The following is a 17,866-nucleotide window of genomic DNA, read 5'->3' on the forward strand; positions in this document are numbered from 1 at the left end:
CGCAGCGGACGGTAAATTGTCAAAGGACGAGTCGACGATGCAAGACGGACATGACGGCCCCTACGCCGCGCCAATCGAAACCCTGCCGCGCCGCGTGCCCGCCGAATGGATCGACCATAATGGGCACATGAACGTGGGATATTATTCCATCGCGTTGGATCAGGCGATGGACCATGTGTTCGACGATCACCTCGGGCTGGGGCTGGCCTATGTGGAGCGGGACAAGATCGGCTCCTACGTCATTCAGGCGCATATGCATTACGTGGGCGAGATTCTGGAGGGTGAGGTTTTCACCGGGCGTTTCACACTGCTCGACCATGATGCGAAGCGGATTCACATTCTGGGCGAACTGGTCGTCGACGGAACCGTGCGCGCGCTGGCCGAACAGCTTATCATGTGTGTCGATCTGAAAACGCGCCGCTCCAGACCCTATCCGGACTGGGCGCAGAAGCGGTTGGCGCAGATGCTGTCGGATCATACCGATCAGCCGCGGCCGCCGCAGATCGGCATGCCGCTGGCGATCCGGCGCTAGAACACGATACCCCAGACATGCCAGATCGCAACCGCCGTTCCCCCGACGAACAGATAGCCGATCAAGGCCAGCAATCCGTCACGGCCCAGCAGAGCCAGCCCGAAGGCCAAGATCGCCGCCGCAGCCGGTGTCATCGCGAACGGCACGAACCCCAGTATGAAGACTGACGCCGCCAGCACCGCGCAGATGACCGATATCAGCAGCCGTGCGGGCCAATTGCGCACCAGTCCCGACAGTCGGGGCTTTAGCAACTTGTCCACCCTTTGCGCCCAGGGGCGGGCCTTTTCTATGGCGGCGTTCAGCTTGTCCTCACCGATTTCGCGCTTTGCGATGAACTTGGGCACCCAGACGCCCTTTTTGCCGAACCAGCTTTGCGCGATGAAGATCAGAATCAGCCCGGCGATAACATCCGCCGCCCCCGGAACGCCGCCGATCACCGGAATCAGCAACAGCGCCGACAGGATCACCAGCACGGCGCCAAGCGATCGGTCCTCGAACGAATGGACCAGTGCGCCGACGCTCGTCCCCTCCCGGTTCACCGACTCTGCAAAATCGTCGAGAACATCTTCCAGCGGTCTGGTTCCGTGCGACATGCGATCCTCCTGAATGGCCAACGTGATATCCACGCAAAGGTTCATGACAAAGCCCCGCCAATACGGTTGCACCGCAACGCACACGCGCGTAACAACGCCTCAATTTGCGCCCCAATTTGCCCGCGCCAGCTGAGGACGATCCATGCCCAAACGTACCGATATCTCATCCATCATGATCATCGGCGCCGGGCCCATTGTCATCGGCCAGGCGTGTGAGTTCGATTATTCCGGCGCGCAGGCATGCAAGGCGCTGCGTGAGGAAGGCTACCGCGTCATCCTGGTCAATTCCAACCCCGCAACGATCATGACCGATCCCGACATGGCCGACGCCACCTATATCGAACCCATCACACCCGAGGTCGTGGCCAAGATCATCGAGAAGGAACGGCCCGACGCGCTGCTGCCCACCATGGGCGGCCAGACCGGCCTCAACACCGCGCTGGAGCTCGATGACATGGGCGTTCTGGCGAAATTCGACGTCGAACTGATCGGCGCGAAGCGTGAGGCCATCGAAATGGCCGAGGATCGCAAGCTGTTCCGGGAGGCGATGGACCGGCTCGGCCTCGAAAACCCGAAGGCCACCATCGTCAATTCGATGGAGGAGGCGATGGCCGCCATCAACGAGGTCGGCCTGCCCGCGATCATCCGTCCCGCCTTCACCCTTGGCGGCACCGGCGGCGGTGTGGCCTATAACCGTGAGGATTACGAGGCGATCTGCCGCTCCGGCCTCGACGCGTCCCCCGTCAGCCAGATCCTGATCGACGAAAGCCTGCTGGGCTGGAAGGAATTCGAGATGGAGGTCGTCCGCGACAAGGCGGACAACGCGATCATCATCTGCGCCATCGAGAACGTCGATCCGATGGGCGTGCACACCGGCGATTCGATCACCGTGGCCCCGGCGCTGACCCTGACCGACCGTGAATACCAGATGATGCGCAATGCCTCGATCGCCGTCCTGCGTGAGATCGGCGTGGAGACCGGCGGCTCGAACGTGCAATGGGCCGTGAACCCCGAAAACGGCCGCATGGTCGTGATCGAGATGAACCCGCGTGTCAGCCGCTCCTCCGCCCTGGCGTCGAAGGCGACAGGCTTTCCCATTGCCAAGATCGCCGCGAAGCTGGCCGTCGGCTATACGCTGGATGAGCTGGACAACGACATCACCGGCGTCACCCCCGCTTCCTTCGAGCCGACCATCGACTATGTCGTGACGAAAATTCCCCGCTTCGCGTTCGAGAAATTCCCCGGCGCGCAGGACAACCTGACCACGGCCATGAAATCCGTGGGTGAGGCGATGGCCATTGGCCGCACCATCCACGAGAGCTTCCAGAAGGCGCTGGCGAGCATGGAAACCGGCCTGACCGGATTCGACGACATCGCCTTCGACAGCCGCGACGACCTGCTGGCCGAACTGGCCCGCGCCACCCCCGACCGCATCCGCGTCATCGCGCAGGCCATGCGCGACGGGCTGGACGACGATCACATCCGGACCATCACCTCCTATGACCCGTGGTTCCTCGCCCGGATACGGGAGATCGTGGAGGTCGAGGCAGATATCCTCGCCAACGGCCTGCCCGAGGACACCACCGCCCTGCGCCGGGTCAAGATGATGGGCTTCACCGATGCCCGTCTCGCCACGCTGACCTCCCGCTCCGAAACGGAGATTCGTCACGCGCGGCTGCGTGCGGGCGTCAAGGCCGTGTTCAAGCGGATCGACACTTGCGCGGCGGAGTTCGAGGCCCAGACCCCCTACATGTACTCCACCTACGAGGCGGACATGATGGGCGAGGTCGAATGTGAGGCCCGCCCCTCCGACGCGAAAAAGGTCGTCATCCTCGGCGGTGGTCCCAACCGGATCGGTCAGGGGATCGAGTTCGACTATTGCTGCGTCCACGCCTGCTACGCCCTGACGGCGGCGGGGTATGAAACGATCATGGTCAACTGCAACCCGGAGACGGTCAGCACCGATTACGACACCTCGGACCGCCTGTATTTCGAGCCGCTGACGTTGGAGCACACGCTGGAGATCCTGCGCGTGGAGCAGGAGGCCGGAACCCTGCATGGCGTCATCGTGCAGTTCGGCGGTCAGACCCCGCTGAAACTCGCCAACGCCCTGCAGGATGAGGGCATCCCGATCCTGGGCACTTCGCCGGACGCGATCGACCTGGCCGAGGATCGCGAGCGGTTCCAGAAGATGTTGGAAGAACTCGACCTCAAGCAACCCGTCAACGGCATCGCCTCCTCCGCCGAGCAAGCGATGCAGATCGCCGAATCCGTCGGCTATCCGCTGGTGATCCGCCCGTCCTATGTGCTGGGTGGTCGTGGCATGGAAATCGTGCGCGACACCGCGCATCTGGAACGCTACATCGCCGCCGCCGTGCAGGTCTCGGGCGCGAACCCGGTCCTGCTCGACAGCTATCTGGCCGGTGCGGTCGAGGTGGACGTGGATTGCCTGTGCGACGGCACATCTGTCCATGTCGCGGGCGTGATGGAGCATATCGAGGAGGCCGGCGTGCATTCGGGCGACAGCGCCTGCTCCCTGCCGCCACATTCGCTCGACGCGGACACGGTGGCGGAACTGAAGCGCCAGTCCGAGGCGATGGCCCTGAAACTGGGCGTCGTCGGGTTGATGAACGTACAATTCGCGATCAAGGACGGCGTGATCTTCGTGTTGGAGGTCAACCCCCGCGCCAGCCGCACCGTGCCCTTCGTGGCCAAGGCCGTCGGTTCCCCCATTGCCAAGATCGCCGCCCGCCTCATGGCCGGTGAGAAGCTGTCCGCCTTCGAATTGAAGCCAGCGGAGCCGGAGCACGTCGCCGTCAAGGAGGCTGTCCTGCCCTTCGCCCGTTTCCCCGGCGTCGATACCCTGCTGGGGCCGGAGATGCGCTCCACCGGGGAGGTCATGGGCGTGGATACCTCGTTCCCGCGCGCCTTCCTCAAGGCGCAGATGGGCGCGGGGATCAAGCTGCCCGATCACGGCACCGCCTTCATCTCGATCAAGGATGCCGACAAGGGCGCACTGATGTTGGAGGCCGCGACGGTACTGTCCTCGCTCGGGTTCGAGATCCTGGCCACCGCCGGCACGGCCAGCTGGCTACAGGACAATGCCGTGAAGGCCACGCAGGTCAACAAGGTCTACGAGGGGCGTCCGAACATCGTGGACGCAATGAAGGACAAGCGCATCCAGATCGTGTTCAATACGACCGAGGGCGCACGATCCATCGAGGACAGCCGCGAGATCCGCCGCGTCGCGCTTTACGACAAGATCCCGTACTACACCACCGCCGCCGGGGCGCGTGCCGCCGCATTGGCCATGAAGAACCGCCTTGAGGGTGATCTGACGGTCACGTCGCTGCAGGAACTCTGAACCGGTCGCGCCCCCTTAGTCCGGGGGGCGGCAGGCTTTGTGTGCTGGCAAATGTCGATGGCTGCGCCTCAGCTCGACCGGCTGTGGAAACGCGAATATGGCGAGGCAGTCCCCGTACGAAAATCACAGACAGCCATCGGCACGGATGGTCTGACGGCCGCCAAAGCCAGCGGCCTGCCACGTCGCCATCGCCATTCAGTGCAGTCCTAGGATTTCAGCGCCGCGATGACCTGCTCGACGCTGAATTTATCGTCCTTATCGGGACGATGCGTCAGGGTATACTGCGCCATTGGATGAATTTCCGCCTGTCCGCTCGGCACCAGGCGCAATCGGACATATCGTCCCTGACGGATGCAGGACTGAATCTCGACGGCACCCGGCGCGGGGGAATGCGCCTCCCTGACTTCAAAGCGAAATCTGAAGCCATTTCGGCCATTTAGCCAGATCGCGCCCAAATGAGTGGTGTTTTTTTCGAACGTGGAGGAATCGAACATCGCAGACCATATCGTTTCTTCTTCTTTTCCCCAGATTTCGCCTGTTCGACGTTCCTGTCAACAACATATTGCGCTAGTTTGATCTGGGTTACAATTTCGCGCGGGAAAAAATCATAGATGGCAAAGCTTTACTTCAATTATTCCACCATGAACGCCGGGAAAAGCACGGCCCTGCTTCAAGCCAGCTACAACTATCGCGAGCGCGGCATGGACACGCTGTTGCTGACCGCAGACCTGGACCGCCGCGCGGGGGAGGGTCGCATCGCCAGCCGCATAGGGATCAGCGATGAAGCAGAGACTTACCTGCCCGCAGACGACCTGTTCGCCCGCATCGAGACGCATCTGAAAACACGGAAACTCGCCTGTATATTCGTGGACGAAGCCCAGTTCCTGACCAAGGCGCAAGTCTGGCAACTGGCCCGCACGGCCGACGACCTGCGCGTGCCGGTGATGGCATTCGGGCTGCGCGTCGATTTTCAGGGCGAGTTGTTCCCCGGCTCCGCCACTCTGCTCGCAATCGCGGATTCCTTGCGCGAAATCAGGACCATATGCCATTGCGGACGCAAGGCGACTATGGTGATCCGGCAGGACGAAAACGGTGAGACGATTACCCAGGGCGCGCAGGTGCAGATCGGCGGCAATGAGACCTATATTTCCCTGTGCCGCCGGCATTGGCGCGAAGCAACGGGCGCCTGACCGGACCGCGGCTCAGGGAAGGTATTTCTGAACGAACCCGACGACGCGCTTGACCCAGTCATTTTCGAACAGGCGGGGGGTGTAGTACTGCCCGGCGGCCCGCTTCGTAACCTCGGTCATCGTCGGGTAGGGCGATACCATGTTGGTCAGTGCAGAGATTTTCAGGCCGTTGGCGATGGCCAGAACATAGGGCTGGATCAACTCCCCCGCGCGCAAACCGACGATGGAGGCGCCGACAGGCTTGCCGCCCACGACCATGACCTTGATCAACCCCTCGGTCCGCCGTTCGGCCTGTGCGCGGTCGTTCTGGTCGAAGGTGAACCGCAGGACCTCCAGCTTGTCACCATGCGCGTCCTGCGCCTGCGCCTCGGTCTGCCCGATCTGTGCGACCTCGGGGTCCGTATATGTCACCCACGGGATATGATCCGTTCGAACCTTGGACGGCAGACCGAACAGCATGGAGCGGATGATCACTCCGGCATCGTAGCTGGCCTTGTGCGTGAATTGCAGGCCGCCCGTGACGTCTCCGATTGCATAGATACGACGGTTGGACGTGCGCAATCCGTTATCGACCTCGATGCTACGGTCATGCTTCACCCCTGCCCTGTCCAGGTCGAGCCGCCCGATATTCGCCTTACGCCCGACGGCCACCAGCAGATGCGAGCCCTGAACCGCGCGCCCGTCGTCGGAATGGACGGTGATGCCGTTATCGGAGGATACCCTGGCGACCTGGAAGCCCTCCTCGATGGTGACGCCGTCCGCCCGGATATTCCGCAACGCGATGGCCACCAGTTCGGGATCGTCCTTGGGCAACACCTTGCTGCCCTCGACCACCGTCACCCGAATGCCGAGCCGCGCATGCGCCTGGGCCAATTCCATCCCGATGGGCCCCCCGCCCACGATGATCAGATGCTCGGGCGTGTCGCGCAGGTCGAAGATCGTCTCGTTCGTGTGGTACTCGACCGTATCCAAACCCTCGATCGGGGGCACCAGCGGTGAGGAGCCGGTGGCGATGACGAAGCGGCGCGCCTGAACGATCGTATCGCCCGCCTGCACCTCGTCTTGCGAAATGAAGGTGCCGTAATCCTGAATGACCTGCACGCCCATCCCCTCGAACCGCTCGACGCTGTCATGCGGCGCAATGGAAGCGATGACGCCCGCCACGTGATCCTTCACCGCGGCATAGTTCACCTGCGGGGTCACATTCGCGATGCCGAAATCGGCGGAATGGGCCTGCGCGTGGGCATGATGCCCCGCCGCGATCATCGCCTTGGACGGGACGCACCCGTAGTTCAGGCAATCGCCCCCCATCCTGCCGCCTTCGATCAGAACGACCTTCGCCCCCATCTGCACGGCCCCTGCGGCCACGGTCAGGCCGCCGGACCCGGCGCCCAGAATGCAGACATCGGTCTTGATACGTGTCGTCATCTCAATTGTCCTCGATCTGCAGGGGGGAGCCACGCACGGCGCGTATGATGACAGGCAGGAACGCCAGGGCGGCCAGCCCCAAAATGGGCAACAGGATATGCGGCTCAAAAATAATGCCCAGATCCGGGCTTTCCCCCCGCGCAAAGACCTGGCTGAGGCCATTGCCGACGGAGGCGAAGACGAAACTGCCCGGAACGATGCCGATCACGGTCGTCAGAACGAAATTGCGAAACCTGACCCCCACCAGCGCAGGCACGACATTCGCCACGAAAAACGGCACCACGGGCAACAGACGCAGCAGGAACATCACGCTGATTTCGTTTTCGTTCAGCGCGTGTTTCACCTTCGCGATCTTGCCGCCGGTTGCGGCCATACGCTCCGCCAGAAAATCGCCCAGACCCACACGGACGGCGAGGAAGATCAGCATCGCCCCTATCGAGGCCCCTGTCACCGACAGCGCCATACCGCCGAGGATCCCGAACATGAACCCGGCCGTCAGCGTCATCATGCCCGCCCCGGGCAGCGACAGCGCGACGATGGCAATATAGAGTGCGACAAAGCACATCGCCGCAAAGGCGTAATTCTGGTCCCGCCACGTCAACAGGGCCTCGCGGTTGTCGCGCAGGGATTCGAAGATCAGATAATCACGCAGGAAAACGTATCCCAGCACGGCCGCGATGGCGATGGCGATCAGCGGCGCGGCGCGGCGCAGGGTAAGGCCCTCCTTGCGGGGGCCGGTCTGTGTGGTCTTTGGCATGTTGCGTCCTCTTCCCTGCTTGCCGTGGGAACCTGCGCCGCGACACCGTCTTGGGAAAGGCCCATCACGACGGGTTGACCCGGCACCGGGATTTGTTTCAGAAACAGCGCGCAGCGAAGGCCGCAAAAACCGGTGCTGGGCAATTGACTTCCCTCCACCTCCGTCATATCGAAGCGGCTCACACGAATTAGGGTGACGAATCCGACAATCCGGATCGGCACCGCCGCAGGGCACATCGCCCCGGCACGATCTGGAAGGCCCCACCGGGCGAGGAGACGAGATATGAAGCGTACTTTCCAGCCGAGCAACCTGGTCCGCAAGCGGCGCCACGGCTTCCGCTCCCGCATGGCGACCAAGAACGGCCGCAAGATCCTGAACGCGCGTCGCGCACGGGGTCGCAAGAGCCTCAGCGCCTGATATCAGGGTTGATGATGAATTTGCCGCCGGATGCTGCACCTGAAGGGTCGGAGCGTCCGGCGGCTTCGTCATGCCCGGACGCAACCTCCCAGAGGATTTCGGTACTGCGTCAGCGCTCGGAATTCCTCAAGGCCGCCCGTGCGCCGCGACAGGCGACGACCGGCATGGTCGTGCAGGCCCGCAAGCGTGGAGCGGCTGAGCCTGCCGAGACGCCGATTCGCGTCGGATATACCTGCTCTAAAAAGGTCGGAAACGCGGTCATGCGCAACCGTGCCAAACGCCGTCTGCGTGAGGTCGCGCGAACGGTTCTGCCTCAACTGGGCCAGCCGGGCTATGACTATGTTCTGATCGGGCGCAACGGTGCCACGACGGACCGGTCATTTACCGATCTGACAAACGATCTGCGCACGGCCTTGCGAAAGTTGCACCCGTGACGCCGGGCGCATGGATATTGTCCCTGCCGGTGCGCGCCTATCGCCTGACCTTCTCCTCCTATGTCGGGCACAATTGCCGCTATCAACCGACCTGTTCGGCCTATGCTCTCGAAGCATTGCAAAAGCACGGGGCGCTGCGGGGGGGGCTGCTGGCGGCCCGGCGGATCGCGCGCTGTCACCCGCTGGGCGGATCGGGCATCGACAACGTTCCCGATTGAGGTTCCCGACTGAGGGCGCCACCTCGTTCGCCCGGGGTTTTCCAAAACCTTGTGCGCACAAAAAACCCCGGCACAGGGGCCGGGGCGTTTCAGATGTCAGGATGGGATCAGGCTCAGAGGCTCTCTTCGATCCACCCCTGCAGGGCGGCCTTGGGCGCTGCGCCGGTCTTGTTTGACACGACCTGACCGTCCTTGAACAGGAACAGGGCCGGAATGCCGCGAACGCCCAGTTGAGCGGGCGAGTTCGGGTTTTCGTCCACGTTCACCTTCACGATCTTCACGCGACCGTCATAATCTGCGGACAGTTCTTCGAGCGCCGGTCCGATCTGCTTGCACGGGCCGCACCATTCCGCCCAGAAATCGACCACTACGGGGATGTCGGACTTCAGAACGTCGGTTTCGAAGCTTTCGTCGGTGACTTTTACGGTGGCCATCGGATGGCTCCTTTCAGCGGATATCTTGTGGAATTACGAATGTTGAAACCACATCTAGGGTTGCGCGCGGGGGCGGTCAAGAGAGCCCCGCGCGATGCAATGCCGCGCTCACAATCTCTTGCGGCAGCACGTCCATACGCGCGACCGCCGTCCAGACGATCGCGACATCTATCTGTTTGCCGGGAAAACCGGGTGCCAGCACCGCGCGGTACACCGCCATCTGGCGCAACAGGGCCTCGGGTGTCTGGTCGGGTCTGTCCGGGACGACGCGGTTCGACTTGAAATCCACGATGAGGATCCGGTCCCACTCGCGCACGATCCTGTCCACACGCCCGAATACGGGGCGTCCGCCCAGATTGCCGGAAATCGGAACCTCGCTCAACGCATCGGGCCCGAACAGAGGGACAAGCGCGGGGCTTTCGCGCAGGTTCCGAACCTCCCGCGCGACTTCGTCCTGCATGTCGGAGGGCAAGCGTGCCAGCAAATCGCCTGCTGCCGGATCGTCGACGCCCCGCGGCAAATCGAGCAGCGCGTGGATGACATCGCCGCGCAGCAGGGCGCGGGCGGTTTCCTCCCCCTCACCGGGCAGAGCGTGGGCCCCCTCCATTTTCGAGGGCGAAATCAGGCGATCCTCAACCGGGGCCGGCACAAGGCCCCAGTCAGGCGCGATAACCTTCGGTCGAGCGACTGGAACAACAGCAGGCGACGCGGTGCTCGTGGGCCAGCGGCTTTCCAGTCGCAGCATGGCCCCCTCCATCCCGTCTGGGGCCACATGGTGTGCGGCGGTCAGATCCTGCATTCCCTGCTCGACCATTTCGTACCATGCCGGATTGTCCTTCGAGCCGCGAGTTCCTGCCCCCGCCACGATCAGCCAGTGCTCCGCCCGGGTCAGTGCGACGTAGAGCAGCCGCTCCTGTTCCCTGTCGTCACGCGCCTTGTGGGCGGTGACGGCCTCGGCCTCCAGATCGCTGTTGGGGCTGGCCTGCCAGATGGATGCCTCTTTGTCGCGCGGCAGGACCGGGGGGGCGCTCTTGCGATTGCGCTGCGCGGTGTCGGGCAGGATGACGACGGGCGCCTCCAACCCCTTGGCACCGTGGATGGTCATCACACGCACCGCATCGCCGCCCTGCCCCAGCTCACGCTTGATGTCGAGGCTGTCAGGTTCCAACCAGTCGAGAAAGCCCGTCAGGGTCGGCGGTTCCGTCCGCTCATAGGCCAGCGCCTGGGCCAGCAATTCGTCCAGCCCCTCCGCCGCGGGGGGACCCAGCCGGGCGATGAAGCGCCGCCGTCCGTCGCGCCGGGTCAGGATACGGTCGAGGAATTCAAACGGCCGTGTAAAGTCGCCATCGTCGCGGATCTCCTGAAGGATGCGCGCTGCGTCCGAATGGCGCGGGTCGTCCTGCAACCGTGCCAGCAGCCGCGTTCTGCCCCGACCGTGGGCAAGGCGGAACAGCGCGTCCTCATCCACGTCGAACAGCGGGGAGCGCAGGGCAGCGGCAAGCGACAGATCGTCGTCCGGCGTCACGGCGAAGTGCATCAGCGCCAGCAGGTCCCTGACGGCAAGCTCCCCCCCCAGCTTGACCCGGTCGGCCCCGGCGACGGGAACGCCATGTTCCTTCAGATGGCCGATCAGGCCGTGAAACAATGGGCCCCGGCTGCGCAGCAGAATAAGAATATCACCCGCCGCTAGGGGGCGGGGGCCATCCTCACCGGGGATCTGCGTGCCGCTGTCCAGCATTCGCGCAACCTCCGCCGCGATATGACGGGCGAGTTGCAGATCGGCCCGGTTGGAGGGGGGCGTATCCACCGGCAACCACCACAGGGCTTCGCTCGTGTCCTTCTCCGTTTCCAGAAAGGGCCACAGATCGACGCGCCCCGGCTTCGCATCGTCGAAGGCGGCGTGGGCGACCTTGTCGTCCACGCCACCCCGGTTCGCAGGGGCGAAAACCTCATCCACCAGCGACAGGATCGGCGCGGCCGACCGGAACGACACGTCGAGCGCGACTTCACCGAACGGTTTGCCGGCATTGCCCAACCAGTCGCGGAATTTCTCGCGCATTTTCTTGAACTCGTCAGGCTGCGCCCCCTGAAAGGAATAGATCGACTGTTTTTCATCACCGACCACGAACAGGGTGCGCTCATCGCGTTCCACACCCTGCCCGGCATAGAATTCCGGGGTCAGCGCCTCGATCACGTCCCACTGACGGGGGGACGTGTCCTGCGCCTCATCCACCAGAATATGGTCGATCCCTCCGTCCAGCTTGTACAGGACCCAGGGCGCCATTTCTGACTCCCGCAACAGATCGCGGGTGCGCAGGATCAGATCCTCGAAATCGAGCATCCCCTGCGCCGCCTTCGCCGCGTCGTAGCGTTCCAGAAAAACGGCCGCGAAATCGTGCAGCGCCTGCGTCCGCTCCAGCACGGCGCGGGCGATGCGGTCGCTGCGCGCCGCCTCCACCGCCATGGCCAAATCGTTGAGCGCCTCGACATCGGCGGGGTCGAGCGTTGCGACCACCTGCTTGGTCGCGAACTTGTCGATCTTGGCCAGATGATCGCGTTTTTCCGTTTTCTTGTCATATAGCAGGAAGCTTTCCGCCTGCTCGGCGGTCAGGGTCGTCAGGGTGCTCAGCACCTTGGGCAGTTGCTTGTTTTTCTCATTCGCTGTTCCGGCGGCCCTCATCGCATGGGCCAGTCGGTCGAGCAGATCACGCTCCTCCGCTCCGAAAACCTGCGGTACGGGATCGTCTGCGCGGATCCCCAGATCCGCCTCAAGTTTCGCCCGGTCAAAAGGGGTGGCGAAGGCGTCGCGCTGGCTGAGGATCGCGTTCAGCAGGCCCTCCGGCCCGTCACCGGGACAATGCGCGGCCATCGCGGCAAAGACGTCCGGCGCGGCCACGGCGATCTCATCCATCAGATCGGCGCGCAAGGCCAGCGTGGCGCGGTCGTCCATCTCGCGAAAACCGGGGCTGATTCCGGCCTCCATCGGGAAGCGTCGCAGGATCGTGCCGCAAAAAGCATGGATGGTCTGGATCTTCAACTCCCCCGGCGTTTCCAGCGCGTCCGCGAACAGACGGCGGGCCACGGCCAGATCGACGTCGCCCGATTCCTCCAACTGCGCAAGCTCGGCGCGCAATTCCGCGTCCGGCATCATCGACCACGCGCCCAGCCGCCTGAACAAGCGGTTCTTCATCTCCGCCGCTGCGGCCTTGGTATAGGTCAGGCACAGGATGCGCTGCGGGCTGGCGCCGTGCAGCAACAACCGCGCCACACGATCGGTCAGGACGCGGGTCTTGCCCGACCCGGCATTGGCCCCCACCCAGGCGGAACCGGCGGGTGAAGAGGCGCGGTTCTGCGCCCGGCTGGCATCGCTCAACATCATCGTCCGACCTCCTGCACCTGTGCCTCGTCGCCATCCTCCCACTCCCCCAGACGTGAGAGGTGGTCATAGTCCGAGGCATAGGTGAGGTGCGAGGGTTGCTGCCGGGCGGGGTATCCGCGCGCCGCGCTCTCATAGCTCGCGATCAGTTCCGCGAACCGTTGCCAGGCATCGCGCGTTCGGTCGTCAGTCTCATCCACCGGCTGAATCCTGGCACTGGCCCCCATGCCGATATATTCGAGGCGCGAAACCTCCGCCGGTTCGATATTCCTGAAGCCGCCGTCCCGTGCGATCTCCGCCTGAAGCGGCAGTTGCAGGGCGTATGTGCGAATCTGGTCCGGGCTGGGCGGGTTGCCGGACTTGTAGTCGTAGATCCGGAGCGTGCCGTCATGCGCGCGGTCGATCCTGTCCGCCTTGGCCGTCAGAACGAATGGCGGGGCGCCCAGGGTGCGCTGGCCCTCGACTTCGCGCGCCAGGGGGGTGGCATCGACCTGTCGGGCGATCTCACGCTCCACCAGAACCGGGGCCACGCGCATCAGGCGCGCGCGCCACAAAGCGCGGGTCGCGGGCCACGGAACCAGTTCGGCCAGCACGTCGGTCGCGGTTCGCGCGAACAGATCCAACGCCTCGGCCCCTTGGGCACCTTGCAATGCCGGAACGAACCGCTCCATGACCTTGTGCAGCACGGTTCCGCGTTCACGGTCGTCCGCCTCACGCCCCGGCAGATCCAGCGCCCGCAGGCCGAGGATATAGCGGGCATAGGTGGCATAGGGGTCACGGATCAGGGTCTCGACACCTGTCACCGGCAGTTTTCGCGGACGCGCGGCGACCGGCGGCGCGGGCATCGGGCGCGGCGCGGGGGGCAGCGGCGCGGCAGGCGCCTCCACCGCGCGGGCGATGTCGAGATATACCTCACCACGGGCCTGCATCGCGTCCAGCGCTGCCCCGCCCTCCTCACCTAAGCCAGCGATCAGGTTGGTCAGGCGGATCATCCAGCGGCTTGCCACAGTGGGCGCACCGCCCGCACGCGCGGCGCGGCTGAGGATCACCTGCGGCGCATTGATCGCGTTTTGAAAATCATGCGCGGCCAGCCCCGTGTCCCGCTCGGGCATGGGCAGGCCCAGATTGTCACGCATCTTGCGGCTGAGCCAAGGGTCAGGCGCGGGGCGTTCGGGCCAGACGCCCTCATTCAGACCACCGAGGATCGTGATATCGGCACGGGTCATCCGGGCCTCAAGCGCGCCAAGGATCAGAACTCCGGGATGCGGCAGGAACGCGGCACTTCGCACCTGCGCGGCAATCAGCTCATCCTCGACCAGACGCATCGTGTCGGTCAGCGTCAGCCCCGTCATCGCGTCGGCGGCAGCGTCCAGCCGATCCAGAAGGGCCGTTGTGGCGAGGCCGGTTTCCTCCTTCCAGATCTCCGGGTCGTCATCGTCCAGCCCGCGCGACAGACGGTCCGCGACACCGCGCAAAACCCTCAAGGCCAGCGCCGGCTCGACATCCTGCGTCAGCCTAGAAAGCGGAGTGAAACAATCCGCCAGCCACGCCCCCCACGCGGTCGCGCCATCGTCGTTTTGTCGGTCTGCCGCCCAGCCCGCAATGCGATCCCAGTCGGTTTGCGGTGTGGTGAGGACATCGCGCCCGGTCTGCAAGCCGATGACGCGGCGCAGATGCAGCCGCCGCGATTGCTTCGCACCGCCGACCAGCGGGTGCTTGAGCAAGGCGATCAGCGCGGCCGGGGCAGGAACGGTGCCGCCGATGTTCAGCAGCATCCGCAACAGGACACCCGGAGGTGTCAGATGCAGCGGTCGCCCCGCACTGTCATCGGGGATCAGGCGCCAGCGGTCCAGCGCGGCGGCCACCCGGCGCGACAGGTCGCGGTCCGGTGTGATGAGCGCGACAGTCTTGCCGTGCTCAACCGCATCGCGCATCGCGCAAGCGATGGCGGCGGCTTCCTCACGCTCGGCCGGGGCCTCGATCAGGGTCAGGCCTTCTGTCGCCTCGGCCACTTCGACGTGTCGGGCTGGTGCCTCAGCCAGCCAGCTGTCCGTGACGGGGGCCGGGCGCAGGGCGAGCGAGACGAGCCGCCCCCGCGCCGTGCACCCGTGTGCAGCCGCCCAACTGGGCAAGTCCGCCATGTCCAGCCCCATTGCGTGACCAACCTGCGCAAGCCCGGCCTGCGGGTGGTCCGGGGTTAACGAGGGTTTGTCAGTCTTCTGCCACAGCATCGCAGGCAGATCGGGATCGTAACCCGGCAGGATCACCGCCCCCTGCGGCAGACCCGCGACCAGCCGCATCAACCGGCGCATCCAAGGCCGCGATCCGGTTGACCCGGCGAGGATCAACGGATGATCCGGCGGCGAACGGGTCCACTCGGCCTCCAACGCGGCGACCTGGGCGATGCGCACCACCTCCGGATCCTGACGGCCCGGTTCGGTCTGTTCCAGCACATCCGGCCACAATGTCCACAGCAAGCGCATGAACCGCGCCGAAATCTGCCAATGTTTCGATACATCGTCGAGGTTCAACCCCTCCAGCCGATCCGGCGCGACCCCCTCGGCCTGCAACGTGTCGAGCAGATCGAGCAGCCGGTCCGCCAGATCGAACACCGCAGCGCGTGGCGCCAGCCCCGGCTCCTGCGCGATCAGCCCGGCAATCAGCCTGGCGACGTGCACCTTGCGTCGCAGCGGGTCCACCGCCACGAAAAGGCCGGATTGCGTCAGCAGCGCCTCCGCCCCGTCGATCCGGGGCATCATGCCCGCGAACCGCGCATCGCGCGCCATCCGATCCTGCAAAACCCGCTGCGCCCGGCGGGTATTGAGGCGGACCTCCACCCCGGCGCGGGCGAACGGGTCGAGTCCAGCCATCCGCATGTCCAATCCGTCCAGCAGCACCGCCGCGAAATCGGCTCCGACGGGAACGGTGAACACGCGCAAACTCTCGGTCGGATCGAACATCAGTCCTCCCCCAGAAATACGGATTCGGCAGCCGTAAGTCCCTGCGGCGTGCCCACGTCGATCCATGGCCGATCGCAGACCGCACCGAACAGCGTGCCTGCCGCGTTCATTTCATTCCACAGAACGTTCAGCGAGAATTTGCCCGGCTTCATCCGCGCCAGACGGTCGGTGCGCAGGATCTGCCAACCGGAATAAACATAGGCCGCGTGCGGTGCATCCCCGCGCCGGATCAACTGCCCGTCTGCCATCATGTCGAAATCGCCCGTTCCCGAATAGGCCCTGCACCGGGCGACCGGCACCATCAACAACAGTGCCTCCATCCCGTCGCGCCAGTTCCGGTCGAGAATGCCGAGCGGATCCGCGTCCCCTGCCCAAATGGCATCAGGATTGACGCTGAGAACGCGTTGGTCGAGATGGGGCAGCGCCGCCAGCATACCGCCCCCCGTCTCCAGAATCTCTGGCTCGTGCGATAGATGCAGCGAGGGGGCAGTGCGAGAGGCGAGCGCGCCCGCGATCTGATGCGCCTGATAGTGCGTATTGACCACCGCGCGCGCGATCCCCCCCGCGACCAGCCGGTCGAGCGCGTGATCCAGCAAGGTTTTCCCGCCGATTTTCAGCAGCGGCTTGGGCGTGTCGCGCGTCAACGCGCCCATGCGCGTTCCAAACCCGGCCGCGAAGACCATGGCCACGTCCGGCAAGCTCATCGGGCGGCCCCGATGCGGGCCTGCACATCCGCATCGGGCGGCGGAACGTTGGCATCGACCCACGCGTGCAGATCAGCCAGCGCGGGATGACGCAGATCGCGTTGCAGATGTGCCCAGACGCGCGGCATCAGGTTCAGATAGCTCGGTTTGCCATCCCGCATCGACAGACGGGCGAAGATGCCCAGGATTTTGATGTTGCGCTGCGCCCCATAGGTTGCATAGGCCGCCGCGAAGGTATCGGGATCCGTCCCCGTCGCCTGCACGAACCGCGCGATCATCGCTGATCGCAGCGCCGGGCTGGTATCCCGGCGCGCGTCCTCCAGCAACGAGACCAGATCATAGGCCGGGTGCCCCGCGAGCGCATCCTGATAGTCCAGCAGACCGACCCGCGCCGTGCCCTGCCGCTGAGGCAGCCAGATCAGGTTTTCGGCGTGAAAATCGCGCAGGACCACCACGTTCGCGTCCAGCCAGGGCGCGCAGGCGGCGTGGATCAGGGCGTCCAACTCGGCCTCATCCCCTGTTCCACCGGCACCGGGAATATACCACTGGGTCAGCAGCCGGGCCTCTCGACAACAGGTCGCCGCGTCATAGCGCGGCAGACTGTCCGGGGCCGGCGATGCCTGCAACTCGACCAGCATATCGACCGCCGCCGCGTAGAGCGTGACCTCATCCTGCTGCGCGACGGCCCGCGCGAACAGATCGTCGCCGAGGTCTTCGAGCAGCAGGAAGCCGTTTTCGGGATCGGATGCAATAATCTCGGGCGCGCTGAAGCCACGATCACGCAACAGTTGGGTCACCTGCACGAAAGGCGCGGTATCCTCACCCCTTTCACGCGGTGCATCCATCAGGACAGCGGCGCGTTCACCCTGCACCCGCAGATAGCGCCGGTTCGAGGCGTCGCCCGCCAATGGTTCGAGCCTCGCATCCCCCCACCCGATATCGGTCAAAAATCGCCGGATCAGCCTGTGGCGGTTGTTCGTCATGACAGCCCCTCGGACATGCGTTTCCAGTCTCCTCCGACCAGTTGGACGACCGCCTCACGTCCCTCACCCGCCTGTGCCAGAGTGATGGCCATGTGGCGGGCCGGCGTCAGGCTTCCCAGACGTTCGGGCCATTCGATCAGGGTTATCGCGTCTTCCAGCGCGGTGTCGAGGCCAAGCTCCATCAGCTCCTCAGGCTCTCCCAATCGGTAGAGATCCATGTGCCAGATCGTCCTGTCGCCTGCGTCGTAGCCTTGCATCAGCGTATAGGTCGGTGAGGGGACCTCCTGCGCATCATGGGTCAACGCCCGGATGGCCGCGCGGGCGAAATGCGTCTTTCCCGCCCCGATCGGCCCGCCCAGCAGGATGCAATCGGCAGGTCCGAGCAGAGCCGCCACCCGCCGCGCGAACATGTCTGTCGCGGCAGGGGCAGGCAGATGAAAACGGAAGGAATGAGGAACGTCCGACATAGCCACGAT

General features: G+C 64.6%; 16 protein-coding genes. 6 read left to right on the top strand and 10 right to left on the bottom strand.

Annotated features, from left to right (window positions below):
• Positions 1–37 precede the first annotated feature (37 nt).
• Complete coding sequence (locus H1S03_RS10950) at positions 38–532, top strand: thioesterase family protein (RefSeq protein ID WP_185804472.1); 495 nt, start codon at positions 38–40, stop codon at positions 530–532.
• On the opposite strand, the gene H1S03_RS10955 is transcribed toward H1S03_RS10950, so the two are convergent.
• Positions 529–1,170 carry an exopolysaccharide biosynthesis protein gene (locus tag H1S03_RS10955; RefSeq protein ID WP_185804473.1) on the bottom strand — a complete coding sequence of 214 codons (642 nt, stop codon included), beginning with the start codon at positions 1,168–1,170 and terminating at the stop codon, positions 529–531. The genes H1S03_RS10950 and H1S03_RS10955 overlap by 4 nt on opposite strands.
• 97 nt (positions 1,171–1,267) lie before the next feature.
• Here H1S03_RS10955 and carB point away from each other — a divergent pair, with 97 nt between their 5' ends.
• Entirely contained in the window at positions 1,268–4,489 is a 3,222-nt protein-coding gene (gene carB / locus H1S03_RS10960) for a carbamoyl-phosphate synthase large subunit (protein WP_185804474.1), read from the top strand.
• Between the two features lie 206 nt (positions 4,490–4,695).
• Here the strand turns inward: carB and H1S03_RS10965 are convergent, their stop codons facing one another.
• Positions 4,696–4,983: a hypothetical protein gene (locus H1S03_RS10965; protein ID WP_166193568.1), complete on the bottom strand. Its 288-nt coding sequence runs from the start codon at positions 4,981–4,983 to the stop codon at positions 4,696–4,698.
• A 117-nt stretch (positions 4,984–5,100) separates the two neighbouring features.
• Here H1S03_RS10965 and H1S03_RS10970 point away from each other — a divergent pair, with 117 nt between their 5' ends.
• Positions 5,101–5,679, top strand: a complete 579-nt coding sequence (locus H1S03_RS10970; protein ID WP_166193570.1) for a thymidine kinase — start codon at positions 5,101–5,103, stop codon at positions 5,677–5,679.
• Positions 5,680–5,691: 12 nt separating this feature from the next.
• On the opposite strand, the gene H1S03_RS10975 is transcribed toward H1S03_RS10970, so the two are convergent.
• Both H1S03_RS10975 and H1S03_RS10980 read right to left on the bottom strand, forming a co-directional pair.
• Complete coding sequence (locus H1S03_RS10975; protein ID WP_185804475.1) at positions 5,692–7,107, bottom strand: dihydrolipoyl dehydrogenase family protein; 1,416 nt, start codon at positions 7,105–7,107, stop codon at positions 5,692–5,694.
• A gap of 1 nt (position 7,108) precedes the next feature.
• Positions 7,109–7,864: a TVP38/TMEM64 family protein gene (locus H1S03_RS10980; protein WP_185804476.1), complete on the bottom strand. Its 756-nt coding sequence runs from the start codon at positions 7,862–7,864 to the stop codon at positions 7,109–7,111.
• A 282-nt stretch (positions 7,865–8,146) separates the two neighbouring features.
• On the opposite strand from H1S03_RS10980, the gene rpmH reads away from it, so the two are divergent.
• The 3 genes from rpmH to yidD are packed head-to-tail and all read left to right on the top strand — an operon-like array spanning position 8,147 to position 8,933.
• On the top strand, positions 8,147–8,281 hold the full coding sequence (gene rpmH / locus H1S03_RS10985) for a 50S ribosomal protein L34 (protein WP_037094141.1): 135 nt from the start codon (positions 8,147–8,149) through the stop codon (positions 8,279–8,281).
• Between the two features lie 14 nt (positions 8,282–8,295).
• Positions 8,296–8,715, top strand: a complete 420-nt coding sequence (rnpA, locus tag H1S03_RS10990) for a ribonuclease P protein component (RefSeq protein ID WP_430700904.1) — start codon at positions 8,296–8,298, stop codon at positions 8,713–8,715.
• Positions 8,712–8,933, top strand: coding sequence for a membrane protein insertion efficiency factor YidD (gene yidD, locus H1S03_RS10995; protein ID WP_166193578.1), 222 nt, complete (start codon positions 8,712–8,714; stop codon positions 8,931–8,933). The genes rnpA and yidD overlap by 4 nt, the downstream gene beginning before the upstream one ends.
• 113 nt (positions 8,934–9,046) lie before the next feature.
• On the opposite strand, the gene trxA is transcribed toward yidD, so the two are convergent.
• The 6 genes from trxA to tsaE all read right to left on the bottom strand — a co-directional run bounded on the left by trxA (position 9,047) and on the right by tsaE (position 17,857).
• Positions 9,047–9,367: a thioredoxin gene (gene trxA, locus H1S03_RS11000; RefSeq protein ID WP_185804478.1), complete on the bottom strand. Its 321-nt coding sequence runs from the start codon at positions 9,365–9,367 to the stop codon at positions 9,047–9,049.
• 76 nt (positions 9,368–9,443) lie between these two features.
• Complete coding sequence (gene addA, locus H1S03_RS11005; protein ID WP_185804479.1) at positions 9,444–12,746, bottom strand: double-strand break repair helicase AddA; 3,303 nt, start codon at positions 12,744–12,746, stop codon at positions 9,444–9,446.
• Positions 12,743–15,703 carry a double-strand break repair protein AddB gene (gene addB / locus H1S03_RS11010; RefSeq protein ID WP_185804480.1) on the bottom strand — a complete coding sequence of 987 codons (2,961 nt, stop codon included), beginning with the start codon at positions 15,701–15,703 and terminating at the stop codon, positions 12,743–12,745. The genes addA and addB overlap by 4 nt, the downstream gene beginning before the upstream one ends.
• Positions 15,703–16,407, bottom strand: coding sequence for a nucleotidyltransferase family protein (locus H1S03_RS11015; protein WP_185804481.1), 705 nt, complete (start codon positions 16,405–16,407; stop codon positions 15,703–15,705). Before H1S03_RS11015 ends, addB begins: the two co-directional genes overlap by 1 nt.
• Complete coding sequence (locus H1S03_RS11020) at positions 16,404–17,390, bottom strand: aminoglycoside phosphotransferase family protein (RefSeq protein ID WP_185804482.1); 987 nt, start codon at positions 17,388–17,390, stop codon at positions 16,404–16,406. Before H1S03_RS11020 ends, H1S03_RS11015 begins: the two co-directional genes overlap by 4 nt.
• Positions 17,387–17,857 (bottom strand): tRNA (adenosine(37)-N6)-threonylcarbamoyltransferase complex ATPase subunit type 1 TsaE, encoded by a 471-nt coding sequence (gene tsaE / locus H1S03_RS11025; RefSeq protein ID WP_185804483.1) that lies wholly within the window; start codon positions 17,855–17,857, stop codon positions 17,387–17,389. The genes H1S03_RS11020 and tsaE overlap by 4 nt, the downstream gene beginning before the upstream one ends.
• Positions 17,858–17,866 lie beyond the last annotated feature (9 nt).

It is taken from the genome of Pontivivens nitratireducens (assembly GCF_014235845.1).
Taxonomy (GTDB): domain Bacteria; phylum Pseudomonadota; class Alphaproteobacteria; order Rhodobacterales; family Rhodobacteraceae; genus Pontivivens; species Pontivivens nitratireducens.

Bases quoted from the DNA above. Each gene is read 5' to 3' on its own strand.
- H1S03_RS10965 (WP_166193568.1), bottom strand. From the start codon at position 4,983: ATGTTCGATTCCTCCACGTTCGAAAAAAACACCACTCATTTGGGCGCG.
- H1S03_RS11015 (WP_185804481.1), bottom strand. From the start codon at position 16,407: ATGAGCTTGCCGGACGTGGCCATGGTCTTCGCGGCCGGGTTTGGAACG.
- H1S03_RS10980 (WP_185804476.1), bottom strand. From the start codon at position 7,864: ATGCCAAAGACCACACAGACCGGCCCCCGCAAGGAGGGCCTTACCCTG.
- carB (WP_185804474.1), top strand. From the start codon at position 1,268: ATGCCCAAACGTACCGATATCTCATCCATCATGATCATCGGCGCCGGG.
- rpmH (WP_037094141.1), top strand. From the start codon at position 8,147: ATGAAGCGTACTTTCCAGCCGAGCAACCTGGTCCGCAAGCGGCGCCAC.
- H1S03_RS10975 (WP_185804475.1), bottom strand. From the start codon at position 7,107: ATGACGACACGTATCAAGACCGATGTCTGCATTCTGGGCGCCGGGTCC.
- addB (WP_185804480.1), bottom strand. From the start codon at position 15,703: ATGTTCGATCCGACCGAGAGTTTGCGCGTGTTCACCGTTCCCGTCGGA.
- trxA (WP_185804478.1), bottom strand. From the start codon at position 9,367: ATGGCCACCGTAAAAGTCACCGACGAAAGCTTCGAAACCGACGTTCTG.
- H1S03_RS11020 (WP_185804482.1), bottom strand. From the start codon at position 17,390: ATGACGAACAACCGCCACAGGCTGATCCGGCGATTTTTGACCGATATC.
- rnpA (WP_430700904.1), top strand. From the start codon at position 8,296: ATGAATTTGCCGCCGGATGCTGCACCTGAAGGGTCGGAGCGTCCGGCG.
- H1S03_RS10955 (WP_185804473.1), bottom strand. From the start codon at position 1,170: ATGAACCTTTGCGTGGATATCACGTTGGCCATTCAGGAGGATCGCATG.
- H1S03_RS10950 (WP_185804472.1), top strand. From the start codon at position 38: ATGCAAGACGGACATGACGGCCCCTACGCCGCGCCAATCGAAACCCTG.
- addA (WP_185804479.1), bottom strand. From the start codon at position 12,746: ATGATGTTGAGCGATGCCAGCCGGGCGCAGAACCGCGCCTCTTCACCC.
- H1S03_RS10970 (WP_166193570.1), top strand. From the start codon at position 5,101: ATGGCAAAGCTTTACTTCAATTATTCCACCATGAACGCCGGGAAAAGC.
- tsaE (WP_185804483.1), bottom strand. From the start codon at position 17,857: ATGTCGGACGTTCCTCATTCCTTCCGTTTTCATCTGCCTGCCCCTGCC.